Genomic DNA, 12,835 nt, shown 5'->3' on the forward strand with positions numbered 1-12,835 from the left:
ACAATTTCCTTACAGTCAAAAACTATTCCACAATTTCTACATGAGTTCCTTTCGTATGGGCACTCATCTGTGGCGCATAATAATTCTGAATGGTTGTAATTCCGTTTGAGAATTTTCCTGATGCATTGGCAACATAATCATATTCGAAAACATATTTCCCTTTCGGCATCGACTGAATATAGAAATTTGTAGATGCATCTTTTGTCGATTGATAATAGCCTAAACTATTTTTCCACTGATAACCAGAAATCACCTCCAAAGGCTCGAATCCTGCAGCTCTCATATCTTTGATATGAATAAATTCCATTGCACGATCTGTGTTTACAATCATTCTTACAGTCACTTTATCGCCAACTTTTAATGGCGTTTGAGATGAAATTTTCTGCAGTTCTTCGCCGTTTACCGTTTTAACTTTTTTATACAGTTCTTTTACGACAGAAATATAATTTTCAGAAGATTTTATTTTATCTAAATCTTCATAATACTGCCAGAATAATCCGCCCTGAACAATTCCCGCACCGGATTTTGTTACTGTAACTGTGGCTAAATTTTTATCTAAAACATTAGTTTTCAAAGCAGATTTCACATAACCAGTTGCCTTAGTTTCCGGTTTCAATTCTTTTCCGCCCCAAATGATTGTTGCTTTATCACTTTCTGCAGACGTCCATGATTTTCCTGAATTTAAAATAGTAAATATCACTTCTGAAGTTCCTCTTGAACTTCCCCAAGAATTGACTTCTTTTTGTGTGATCAACCAGATTTTCATGTCTTCGATAAATTTCTGATCGTTTGGTTTTAATTTATTGAAAGCTTCCAAAGCTCCTGCATGATTCACTACTTTTGAGCTAAACCAACCCCAATCATCAAGATTTTGTTTCCAATAAACGCCTTGCATTTTTGAGTCTACAGAAGTTTCTTTTAAGTAATTTAATAATTTATCCGAAACATCTTTTACGCCATAATCGCTCATCAATAAAGCTGCACGATGCAGTCCAAAGAATGTAAACTCCGTAATTTTCGTTGTTTTGGCTTTTTGTTTCACCAAAGATTTTAAGGTTGCTCCTTTTTCTTTTAACGGATATTGTTTTTCCCAATAATTTCGGGTGTCAAGATAATCTAAAGTCCAGTTATTGATTACATTTTCTTTTTTAACATCAGTGTATTTATTGATTTCATTATCAACATAACCAATCAGTTTTGTCAACAGTTCTTTCTGTTCGGAAGATTGATAGTCTTTCACATTATCTTGTAACCAAACGTTTATTTTCCCTAAATTTTTAAGGATATACAGCGACGTTCCGTAAGAACTCGGATAACCCTGATACCAAGAAAAACCACCATCCGGATTTTGCAGTTTTTTGAAATCATCCCAATCCTGATTGATTGAATTTTTCATCGTGTTGGCATCAAACAACAACGCCAGTTTCTGTATTTGTTCTTCTTCGTTTTTACTTTCCAAAACCCAAGGAGTTTCTTCCAATAAAAGTTGTTTTAATTCCTGATTTTTTTCAAGATTTGAATTTAATAATCCTTTGCTTTGATATTCTTCAAAGACCGTTTTCAGCTTGGGATTGGCTTTGAAAATTTCCGAAGCCAAAACATCGGCAAACCATTTATTGAAAATCACATCGGCAGAATTGTTCTGGTCATTTTTCAGACTTGGAAGCGCAAACATAATTTCCCAAATCGGATTGGTTGTCAGTTCCAGAGTATTTGAAACATTTGAAATTGTTGTTGAATTGGTATTTTTAAGGTTTTCTAAAACAAAAGTTTTCGTTTCGCCTTCTTTCACAAAAATCGGAACCGCATCGGTCACCAGCATTCTGTTTGGCAAAATTGCGATTGCTTTTTGTTCGCCGTCAGAATATTGACCGGCTTTTGCAACCACTTTTAAAATTACTGAAGAAACGTTATTCGGAACTTTGACTTTCCATGTTAACGCTGAGTTTCCATTTTCATTTAAATCAAAATTCTGAATGCTTGAATTTAAACCAAACTTTGAAGAAATATCTTCATTCGTAAATGCATCAAGAATCTGTAAACTTGCCGAACCGTTTAATTTTTTGCTGGTTAAATTTGATAATTTTGATTGCAAATTCAATTCATCTCCTTCTCTTAAAAATCTCGGATAGTTTGGAGTAACCGAAAATTCTTTCTGCGTTACCACTTCTTTTTCCAATGTCGCCGCTCTTGCGTCTTTTGTGTGAGCCAAGAACATTAATTTCCATTTTGTTAAAGCTTCAGGAGAAGTGAATTCGAAGTTGACGTTTCCTTCTGCATCTGTTTTTAAATCTGGGTAGAAGAAAGCGGTTTCGTTTAGGTTTTGACGGACTGGGATTTTACTAAGTTCAGCTTCAAATAATTTATTGGGATCAAATCCATCTGTATATTGCATTTTTTCAGCTTCTGTCAACTGTCTTCCAGAATTCAAAATATTAATTGCAGCATCATCATCCACTCTCACAGCTTCTAATCTCATTGGTGGAGAACTTGAATTTTTTGCTGCGACCATTGGCGCTGGAGCAGCGCTGTTTGTCACAGAAACCCCTGATACTCTACCTTGCAATGAGAACGCTACATTTCTATCAAACCAAGTAAACTGCGGAACATCTAAATATTTCCCATTCAGATATTTCATTTTTTTCTGATAATATTTTTGTTCTAAATTTCCTGTCATATCATAAGAAGTTATAATAGAATAGGGCATATACAATTTTTCCCAATAAAAAGTATTTACATAAAACTGGTCCAAAGACATATCGTACATATTGGCTAAAACCTCAGCATTGATCTTTTCTTTCTCATTTCCTGAGATTTTCACCGACCATTTTTCCTTAGAATTGGGTTCTAATTTATCTCTAAAAGTTGTGGTTTCTATTTTTAATGGTTGTTCGGTATCTTTTATTTTTAAATCAACCGTTTCCGTTTGTACATCATTGAAAACAACAACCTGAAACTGAAGATTCAAGCTGTTCACATTTTCATCTTTTGGGATATCAACAGAATATTCTAAAATTCCATTCTTAAATTTATGCACTTCAGAAACTGTTTTACCCACACCATCTTGTACAAAAACATTCACCAACGCATCTGGAATTGCAGAATACACAAAAACTTTGGCCTTCTCTCCTCTTACAAATTCATCTTTAAGTTCTAAAACTGTTAAGAAAGTTTTTTGATTCGGCTTTAAAGATTTTTTATCCCAAACACTGAAATTTTGAGTAGATTTTATCGTGTCTTTACCTTCAATATTATATAATTCCAATTGATAATCTCCGGCTTCCAGTTTTCCTAAATCGAGAGATTCGTCATTTCGCTGTGCTCCATTCAGAATGACAGAAGAAGTTTTCCAGTTTCTTAATTCATCATTTTTATCATACAAATCATGAGGAAATTTGCTAATGAATTCATCTTTCGAGAATTTTGGTAAATTCTGAATTTCATGTTTAAAATTGCTTCTGAAAATCCTGTTTGGAGCTTCCAGTTTTGATAATTTCACCTGATAAGATTTTTTCAGATTTTGTTCGTTGTAATTTTTGGTTTCAACTTTTACTTTCACACTTTCGTCGCCAAAAGTGTTTTTAATTTCTTCTGCTTTGATGTAATGAGAAACTGAGGCAACTTTCAGATTAGTATCTGCAGTTTGCGTTTCTCCATTAATGTCGGTTGCCGAAGCGTTGATTTGGTAATTATCAATCTGAATCCCTTCTAATTTTTCATCTTTTTTAAGGTCTAATTTTATGGTAAACTCTCCTTTCTCATTCGTTTTCACATCTCCAAGAATCGAGTTCTCATTATCGCTATCGTTGGGATACCATGGGAAATATCTCCAACGGATGTTTTTCTTTTTGATTTCGTAAGAAACGTTTGTATTGCTTAATGCAACTCCGGAAAACATCATTGCTTTTCCTTTCAGTTCAATGATTTGTCCGTATTTATATTCCTCTTTTACCGGTTCAAAAGTGACTTCAAATTTCGGGCGTTTATATTCTTCTACCTGAAAATACTTATGACCATTCGTCCCGCCGTCGGTTTGAATAAAAAATTGACCATTCAGTTTTCCTTTAGGCAAAACAAAACTACCGTGATAAGAACCAAATTCATTCGTCGTGAAATCCTGAAATGAAACCTGCTGATTGTTGGCATCTTTCAAAGTGATTTTCTGCTTTAAATTAGATCCTACTGATTCAATTTCCCTATCTATTTTGGTATTGATGACTTTAAAATAAACTGTTTGACCTGGTCTGTAAATGGCTCTGTCAGTAAAAATCTGAGCTTTTATACGTGTTTCCTTGTTTGGGTTGTAATTTTCTACATTTCCGCGATTGCCATACACTTCCATAATCTGAAAGTCATTCGTTTTCGGTTGTTGAATTAAAAATGTTCTGTAGTAATCTGTACTTGTTGTTGCCGGAAATTTAAAAACTCCTTTTTCATCAGTTTTACCTGCAATGTTATTTAAAGTTTTATTTTCTATAAACTCATAGAAAGTCAGATTTTCATTGTTTACTGGCTTTCCGTTTTCTGCATTCACTAATTTTAATTCATTCGATGAGTGGTTTCTGTCATTTTTAGATTGATAGATAATCTTACGATTTGTAACAAAAAAAAGAAAATTCTGGTTAAAATCTAAATCTTTTTTTTCAGACCCAGCAACAGAATATTCTGCAACATAAATTCCTGAAGGCAAAGATTTTACTTCAAGTGAAGTTTTGTGAATCTGATAATCTTTTGGGTCAGACAAACTAAAAGTTTCTTTTTTCAATAAAGTTTTTTTGACCTTTGCAAAAGCATTGTTGTAAGGATTTCTCGCATACTGCATAAAAGATAAAAGATCATCTTTCACTTCATAGATATTCAAAGAAAATTCAGAAACATTTTTAAACTCAGCAACTAGATGAATAGGCAGGTTTGGTTGAGTTTGCTGTTCATATTTAATGCCTAAATATGGATTTATAATTTGATTTTCTTTATTTCTGATATTATCTAAAAAAGCAGATTTCGGAAACTGAGTTTTAGCTTGATTTGCAATTGCGAGCGCCTCTTTCTGTTTGTTTTTAATGACTAATTCACCCATGATTTCTTCCATCACGAGAACTTTGTAATCGCCATCAATATTGGATTTAGCTAAATTCTGAAGTTGCTCTAATTTATCTTTACATCGACCAAACTGACAGTTTTCAGATAACTTCTGATGCATAAAATACAGCTTGGCATTTCCCTCATTTTGAGTAATCAATTCATCAAAAATAGTGTTGATCGTACTTCTGTTTTCGGCTAATTCATTTTTTGTAAACAATCCATTATCAGATAAAAAGCTCACTTTTTTAAGCGTATACCAATCCAGCAACGTTGGGAAATATGCAATGTCATTTGTATTAGAAAAAGCATCTTTATATTTTGCAAAAGATACTTTTTTCATTGCTTGGCTTTGTTCATCGAGCTCTTTAAAATTTTTGTTTAAATAATTTTTAAAATCAAGCTTGCTCCATGTTTCAATTTGCGAAACATCCTGAGAATTCATGTTCGTTCTTCCGTTAATCTCCCAGGAATGCTCATTGTAGTAATCAAACATAAAACCCGATAGCACAACTTTATAAAACAAGAGATCATCCCCTTTCAATTTTTTTTCCACATTTTGAAGTTTTACAAAAAATTGGGAAGCTGAATTGTTTTTATCATCATCGGAAATCTGATTGACAATAATAAATTCTGCTTTTAAGGAGCGGATCAATTGCAGCGCATTATTTTCTTTCATGGCTTGGTTCTGTATGTCTAAAATGATGGGCAGATTAGATTTATAAGTTCCCTTGGCTGAATTTTCCTGAACTTTTTTCCACTGCTGGTCGTAGTAGTTTTGTGAAAAAAACAATGAAAAATTCAACAACAAAAGGAATAGGAACAAAATCTTGGAATATCTTTGCATATGTGTTATTTTTACTAAATGAATTGCTTAAAAGTACTGAAAAAAACTGTCATAGACAGCCAACTTTACGTATCCTTAATGGGAACTTTTTTCGCAGTATTTTTCATGCTTGAGCAAAACACATTCCGATTTCCCTCTGTCCTTTTGATCTTTATCACCTATTTTAGCGGATATCTGTATACCAAGTACCAGAACACAAAATATTTTTACAGCATTTTTCTGTTAAATATCATCACAGGATTGGTTTCTGCTGCTTTAATTATCTTTAATCATAATGAAATACGTCTGATTAAATGGAGTATCATTGTTATGTTAGGCTTACTCTACAACAGTTTTTTTTTGGAAACATACATCCGGAAAATCCCCTTACTGAAGGTGTTTTATGTGGGCTTGGTTTGGGCGTTGGTCAACTCTTGGCTGACTTTACCTGAGTTTAATTTGTCAATATTTTTAATCAGTTTCTTTTTTGTGACCGCACTTGTTCTGCCATTTGATATTCGGGATATGGAAAGCGATACCGTTCAGACCTTTCCTAAATTAATTGGTGTTCAAAACACAAAATTCCTTGCCTATATCTTTGTTTTTATTTCAACAATTCTATCTGTTTTTCATCTCCAAACTCAGTTTGCTTTTAGTTTTTTCTTTACATCAATCATCACGTTTATTCTCATCTATTTCTCTGAAAGTAAAAGAGATGACCTCTATTTTTCTTTTGTGGTTGAAACCTGCTCTGTACTTCCTTTTTTATTTTTAATAATAATGGAGTATTTTTGACGAATGATTATCAGGAAACTCACCCTTTACAATTTTAAAAACCATTCTGAAAAAAAGTTTGAGTTTTCGCCGCAAATCAACTGTTTTGTTGGAAATAACGGTGCCGGAAAAACCAATATTCTAGACGCCTTGCACTATCTTTCTGTTGGAAAAAGCTTTTTGGGAAATACAGATACCAATAACATTAAAAAAGAAGAAGATTTCTTTACAATTGACGCTGAAATTCAAAATGATGACAGCGAAGACATCATCAAAATATCTCAACCCAAAGAAGCTAAAAAAGTAATTAAAAAAAATGATAAAAGCTACGACCGAATGGCTGATCACATTGGTTATTTGCCGAGTGTGATGATTTCTCCGTACGATTCCAATTTAATTTCAGATTCCGGGGAAAGTAGAAGAAAGTTTTTGGATTCTATGATTTCTCAGACCGATTCAGGATATCTTTTTGATTTAATTCAGTATCAGAAAACAATTCAGCAGAGAAATGCTTTGCTGAAATATTTTGCAAAAAACAGAACCTGGGATAGAGATTCATTGGAAATTTACGACGATCCGATTACAAAATCAGGGACTAAAATATTTGATAAAAGACAGGAGTTTGTCGCCAAATTAAATCCTATTGTTCAGAATTTTTATCAGATTATCTCAGGTGGGAAAGAGACGGTTTCAGTAATTTATGAGTCTCACCTGTTGAATGACTCTTTTGAAAATCTGCTTAATGAAAGTTTAGAACGCGACAGAATGCTTACCTACACTTCCAAAGGAATTCACAAAGATGATTTGCTTTTTGAAATGGATGCTGTTCTTATTAAAAAAATAGGTTCGCAGGGACAGCAAAAATCATTTTTAATTTCATTAAAGTTAGCTCAGATGAGTCTGGTAAAAGAACTTACCGGAAAAACGCCCATCCTTTTGTTGGATGATATTTTTGACAAACTGGATGATACTCGTGTTGCACAATTAATAAAACTGGTTAATCAGGAAAATTTCGGACAGATTTTCATCACAGACACCCATCGGGAACGTACTGAAAATGTGGTAAAGAAGATTAATGAAGAGAGTATCATTTTTGAAATTTAACTCACACCGATTTTCAAAGAATTATGAAATTAATATTTAATTTCAAATTTCATTTACAACTCTTAAAACCCTTCTCTTAACATGAAACGAAATAAAAAACGCGAATTTCAATCCTCAGAGTTGGTAAAGTCTTTTGCCAGAATTTATGGTTTTGAAGATAAATTATTGGCTTTTGAGATTAAAGATTTTCTTGAAGAATATTTGGATGAAAGTTTGTTTAATGAAATTGAAAGCGTCAATATTGAGGACAAAACCATTATCATTCGGATAGAATCTCCCCTTTTAAAGAACGATTTCCAGATGCGTAAAACCTTTTATTTAAAAAAATTTCAGGATAAATTCGGTGAAGATAAATTTACTGATCTTCAAATTTTGTAGGCATTGACTTCTGCATCATGTCATTTGTTTTATAATCAAAACGTGACCGCAAGGGTATAAAAAACTTCAGTGGATTTTTCAGGAAATATCTGAAAATCTCTCTGTAAATCTCACTTACCTCTCCAAAATTCAACTTTCTAGATCTGAACGCCAGAAACATAGAAAGGCTGAAACTTACCAGAAAGTTAAAGAATCCTATAATAAAAACCGTAAGCAAAGCAATCCAGAAAGTGTAGGAATCTACATTGAAATCTTCTCCATAAAGTCCTAAAGCAAAGTTTCCGGCTGCAAAAGTAATATGACGGATATCTAAATCTAATCCGAAAAACAGACCTACAGGAGCAGTCGCTCCTAAAAACACCCCAAACCAAAAATTGGAAACAATGCCTGCCCAGTTTTTAGCATAATATTTTGAGAGATTATTGGCAAACTTAGCACCGAAAACTCTTTTAATTGACTGATTTTTAGCAATTCTGTCGGGAATCTGGAAAAAAATTGAGTTATTTCCAATATTACCCGATATAATTCCAGAGATAAAAAGATAAAAACCGGCTATACTTGCATGAAGAATCGCTTTAGAATTAAAAGGATCTAAATCTTTCAAAAGTTTTTCGGATTTCTCGACAGCGATATTTTGGGAGAAAAACACATCCAATCCGTAAATAATTGCTAGAGCAACGGGAAATGCAAATAAAACATTCCCAACAAAAGCAATAAACTGACTCCTGAATAATTTCGATACCAAATCGGCAAATTCTGTATTATTTCTTTTGGTATTTCCCTGTTCAGAAAGAACCTTGGTCATCGTCGCAGCCGTCATAGCTGGCTGTTTTGTTGCTAACGTAAACCCCATCAAATAAATCATCACAAATCCCATCGCATAATTTAAAGAATATAAAAACGCATGGAAAAAGTCGCTTCCGGGCATAAAACCGTAGAGCATTTTCAGAACGCATAGCGCTCCTACAATGACGCCTCCCCCACTTGCTTTATAAAACATCTTCATGTACTGCTTGCGATTTGAGGTGATGTAATGACTTCCTGTCTCCGCAGTATGATTGGTAATGAGGTGAGAAATCATCCTCGTACTGTCATTGAAAAGTTCTGAGATGTTATTTTTGTGAGATTTATAACTTAAGACATTAAACATTAACTGTTTAGATTTAATGATAACATCTTCGTTCTGATCAATTACAAGCAATTGTACAATCTCGTAAATTCTTTGAGTCTGCTGGCGAATTTTCAGAAGAGCCTGATTGATTTTCCCTGAAATACCATATTTGGATGAGTTTTTAAAGGCAATATTTACAAAATCCAAACACTGCTCAATATAGATCTTTATCTGCTTGTATCTGCTGTCCTTTGAGTTTAATTGAATCTCAGGATTAGTCTTAAATTGTTCAGCCAAAGCCTCCAACTCATTTTGTAAAGCTAAAAATGGGTTATCAAAATTCCTATATTCTGGTGCCATTCTTACAACTTCAACTTCTAAAGCCATCCCTGTAACCCGCCATGAAAGAATATTCATAGAGAAAATAAGCTCCCTCTTAACTTTAGGTTTTTGGATAAAATCTGTAAGCCCCAAAATCTGAAAAAATTCATCCATTTCATTTTCAGGAAGATTGTGGAGATACTCTAGATCTTTTTTAGGTCTGAAACTGATATTGTCAACCAAATACCAAACTGTTTTCTCATTTTCTACCGGTGGCAGAATTTTATTAAGAATTCTTTTTTTTAATTCCGGGAAAAAGGCATTTTCAGATAAGATATTGGCTTCAGTAAGAGATAAATTAAAGGGTCGGCCTTCAAAGATGCTGTGAACATAATATCTGAAGTTTTCAGCTAAGTTAGGATTTTCTTTAAAGCAATTCAGAACGTCGGTAAAATCGGCTTTCTTGATGCTCTCCAAAAACTCTGCAAAAGGTTCCAGAGAAAGGGTTTCATTCTTAAAAGAAAAATATTTTTTAAGAACAGATTCAAAATCTTTTGTACTTGAACTGAGAAATTTCATTAGTACAAAGATACTATTTCAAACTCACATTTCTCATTTGTCGCATAATCCAGTTATGTTTCTTTCTTAGATAGGCTGAAGGATTTTTAGGATCATATTTTTTGGGATTCGGTAAAACCGTCGCAATCCATGCTGCTTCTGAGGTATTGAGATCTTTTGATGACTTTCCAAAATAATATTGTGAGGCTGCCTCTACACCGAAAACTCCCTGCCCCATCTCAATAGAATTCAGATATCTTTCTAGAATGATGTCTTTAGACCAAACTTTTTCGATAATGAAAGTATACATCGCTTCCAGTCCTTTTCTAATCCAGCTCCTTCCCTGCCAAAGAAAAACATTTTTTGCCGTCTGCTGAGAAATGGTACTTCCACCTCTGAGTTTTTTGCCCTTTTCGTTGTTCTTCATCGCTTTTTCGATTGCCGTATAATCAAATCCGTTATGATTAAAAAACTTTTGGTCTTCGGATGCAATCACCGCTTTCTTCACATTATTTCCCATTTCGTCGTAGGAAATATAATCACGGTTCAGCTTTCCATACTCGAAAAGTCCACCGATCTGTGTAATGGTGATGGGTGGATTAAAAAATCTTCCCCAGATGATGAATACTACGTTCAGAACAAGAACGATAAAAATGATTTGCTTTATTTTCTTCCACATATGCTAAAAAACTAGTGCAAAAATAAAAAATTCCTTCGATCTATTGTAATTCTTTCATGTAGGTCAGCTGATAATTAGGCAAAAGGTCTGGGTGAAGGATCTTTATATAATCTTTTAGGATAAGATCTGCTCGCACCACTCCGCTTTCAAAAAAATCATTTGATTTCTTCTTTTCTTTTGCTGTGACACCATAAATTTTTCCTTTGTGAAAAACGTCAAGCTTATCGTAATAAGGATTGATATTCAACAGTTCTTTTTTAGAAAGATGGTTTCCAACGTTGACCCAGTATTGAGTTTGTTTTGACTTTGAGTACACTTCTTCAAAACTCATGGTAACTGCTTTTTCATCAGTATTATTTTTCAGGATATAATCTGCATTGGCATCGGCAATATAATTTGCAGTAAACGTTTTTCCGCCTGGCATATACCAAATATCACCATACATTTCGTTCGCCAAAACTTTGGGTTTTGACTTTGATTGAAAAGCTATTTTTTTTAAGTCCTGATAATCTTTCTCAATCTCTAAATATCTCTTTTCTGCAATTTCCTGCTTTCCTAAAAGCTTTCCGAATAACTTGATATAAGCAGTTTTTTCTAAAGGATTTTGCTCCAGATATTCATCCAAAAAAACAACCTGAATACCGTTATTCTTTAAAAGCTGATAGGTATTATCAAAACTTGCGATGTAGTTTGTAAAAATTGCGTCGGGTTTTAAAGAAATTATTCTTTCAACATCATATTTTTGCTCGTTTCCAATGTTCTGAATTTTTCTCTGTGTTATCAAATTATTAATTTTTTCAGAATAAATATATTCAGGACTTGCAACTCCGACAACCGCATTTTCTGCCCCAATTTCAGAAACAAACCCCAACAAGCTGGCATTCAGAAAAATAACTTTCTTTAAAGGAAGTTGATCGGCTTTGAAATCATATTTAAATTTTCCTGACTCAAAATGAAAATTACCGACTTCTTCTTTATAGCTGACTTTTGAAGATAAAGAAACAACATTATTGAGTGATTTTTTTTGCTCTTGTTTACAGCCGATTAGCGATAAAAATGCAATAAATACTAAAAATTTGACTTTCATCTTTCAAAGAAAGCAAAAAAGTCTTATATTTGCAAACCTTTAAAAAAGGCCTCGTGGCGCAACTGAATAGCGCATCTGATTACGGCTCAGAAGGTTACAGGTTTGAATCCTGTCGAGGTCACAAATTTTAAACCGCTTTAATTAGCGGTTTTTTTTATCTTTAAAAATAGAATCAAAATTACCTCAATCTTAACATTGTAAAATTGGAGTTAAAAAAAAAATCTATTTTTGTCGGAGAAAAAGTTGTTGTTTATGGTAGAATAATTAATTTAGCACTACCATATCACATTAATAGAAAAAACAATCACATGAGAAAAATAATTCTACTATTTGCCTGCATGTTCAGCATATCTGCTTTTTCGCAGATTAAAGTACTGAAGAATGAAACCTTGGTGGAAATCGGCAAGGAAAACTCCGTAGGTCTTTATAAAAAAGAAAACAGGTTTACATTTAACTATCAGGATATTAACACTAGTAATCTCAATACTTTCAGATCGTTCTCTTTTATGGATGTAAATGGAGATGTAGCTGGGCTTTATAAAATGGTAACCGACGGTTTCATCGATGAGCCAGTTGGAAATGTAACACTGGAACTTCCAAATGACATTATTGAGCTTCATTATGAAAAAAACTACGGACAGCCAACTGTACAGTTTATCCAGTTCATCAATAAAAACAGAAAGTACGTTGGGAAATCACAATTTCTAAATAAAAAGCAGATTGACAAAATTTTCGGAATAGGAACTTCGAAAGCAGCTTTGTACAACAAGCCAAGACAGCAGACAAATACTGTTTCTAACATGGCAACGACTCAAAATCATACCAATGAAGGGGCAACACCCACAAAAACAGCGACACCAAAAAAGAAATCAAGAAAATAATTCTTATTTTTTTTAAACAATACTCAACTCATTCATG

8 protein-coding genes and 1 tRNA gene are annotated in these 12,835 nt (G+C 33.4%); 5 read left to right on the forward strand and 4 right to left on the reverse strand.

The features are described 5' to 3' along the window. Positions 1–22: 22 nt before the first annotated feature. Entirely contained in the window at positions 23–5,926 is a 5,904-nt protein-coding gene (locus tag AR685_RS03445) for an alpha-2-macroglobulin family protein (RefSeq protein WP_059123718.1), read from the reverse strand. A gap of 18 nt (positions 5,927–5,944) precedes the next feature. Here AR685_RS03445 and AR685_RS03450 point away from each other — a divergent pair, with 18 nt between their 5' ends. The 3 genes from AR685_RS03450 to AR685_RS03460 all read left to right on the forward strand — a co-directional run bounded on the left by AR685_RS03450 (position 5,945) and on the right by AR685_RS03460 (position 8,161). After that, positions 5,945–6,700 (forward strand): hypothetical protein, encoded by a 756-nt coding sequence (locus AR685_RS03450; protein ID WP_047446035.1) that lies wholly within the window; start codon positions 5,945–5,947, stop codon positions 6,698–6,700. A 3-nt stretch (positions 6,701–6,703) separates the two neighbouring features. Next, the gene (recF, locus tag AR685_RS03455; protein ID WP_047446032.1) at positions 6,704–7,783 is read left to right on the forward strand and encodes a DNA replication/repair protein RecF; all 1,080 of its coding nucleotides are present in this window, start codon (positions 6,704–6,706) and stop codon (positions 7,781–7,783) included. Positions 7,784–7,864: 81 nt separating this feature from the next. After that, positions 7,865–8,161: a hypothetical protein gene (locus tag AR685_RS03460; protein WP_047446030.1), complete on the forward strand. Its 297-nt coding sequence runs from the start codon at positions 7,865–7,867 to the stop codon at positions 8,159–8,161. On the opposite strand, the gene AR685_RS03465 is transcribed toward AR685_RS03460, so the two are convergent. From AR685_RS03465 to AR685_RS03475, 3 genes are read right to left on the reverse strand one after another with little or no spacing between them, the layout of a single operon-like run. After that, positions 8,139–10,172 carry a recombinase gene (locus AR685_RS03465; protein WP_059123719.1) on the reverse strand — a complete coding sequence of 678 codons (2,034 nt, stop codon included), beginning with the start codon at positions 10,170–10,172 and terminating at the stop codon, positions 8,139–8,141. The genes AR685_RS03460 and AR685_RS03465 overlap by 23 nt on opposite strands. A gap of 13 nt (positions 10,173–10,185) precedes the next feature. Beyond that, positions 10,186–10,830, reverse strand: a complete 645-nt coding sequence (mtgA, locus tag AR685_RS03470; RefSeq protein ID WP_047446027.1) for a monofunctional biosynthetic peptidoglycan transglycosylase — start codon at positions 10,828–10,830, stop codon at positions 10,186–10,188. 40 nt (positions 10,831–10,870) lie between these two features. Then, entirely contained in the window at positions 10,871–11,917 is a 1,047-nt protein-coding gene (locus AR685_RS03475) for an ABC transporter substrate-binding protein (protein WP_047446025.1), read from the reverse strand. A gap of 47 nt (positions 11,918–11,964) precedes the next feature. On the opposite strand from AR685_RS03475, the gene AR685_RS03480 reads away from it, so the two are divergent. Further along, positions 11,965–12,038 (forward strand) — tRNA-Arg (locus AR685_RS03480). A gap of 187 nt (positions 12,039–12,225) precedes the next feature. Then, positions 12,226–12,798, forward strand: coding sequence for a hypothetical protein (locus AR685_RS03485; RefSeq protein WP_047446443.1), 573 nt, complete (start codon positions 12,226–12,228; stop codon positions 12,796–12,798). Positions 12,799–12,835 lie beyond the last annotated feature (37 nt).

Origin of the sequence: Chryseobacterium sp. JAH (genome assembly GCF_001507335.1) — a bacterium.
In the GTDB taxonomy this organism is placed as follows: Bacteria; Bacteroidota; Bacteroidia; order Flavobacteriales; family Weeksellaceae; genus Chryseobacterium.

Excerpts from the sequence above, each read along its gene's own strand:
- AR685_RS03445 (WP_059123718.1), bottom strand. The coding sequence starts at position 5,926 with ATGCAAAGATATTCCAAGATTTTGTTCCTATTCCTTTTGTTGTTGAAT.
- AR685_RS03465 (WP_059123719.1), bottom strand. The coding sequence starts at position 10,172 with ATGAAATTTCTCAGTTCAAGTACAAAAGATTTTGAATCTGTTCTTAAA.
- mtgA (WP_047446027.1), bottom strand. The coding sequence starts at position 10,830 with ATGTGGAAGAAAATAAAGCAAATCATTTTTATCGTTCTTGTTCTGAAC.
- AR685_RS03450 (WP_047446035.1), top strand. The coding sequence starts at position 5,945 with ATGAATTGCTTAAAAGTACTGAAAAAAACTGTCATAGACAGCCAACTT.
- recF (WP_047446032.1), top strand. The coding sequence starts at position 6,704 with ATGATTATCAGGAAACTCACCCTTTACAATTTTAAAAACCATTCTGAA.
- AR685_RS03475 (WP_047446025.1), bottom strand. The coding sequence starts at position 11,917 with ATGAAAGTCAAATTTTTAGTATTTATTGCATTTTTATCGCTAATCGGC.
- AR685_RS03460 (WP_047446030.1), top strand. The coding sequence starts at position 7,865 with ATGAAACGAAATAAAAAACGCGAATTTCAATCCTCAGAGTTGGTAAAG.
- AR685_RS03485 (WP_047446443.1), top strand. The coding sequence starts at position 12,226 with ATGAGAAAAATAATTCTACTATTTGCCTGCATGTTCAGCATATCTGCT.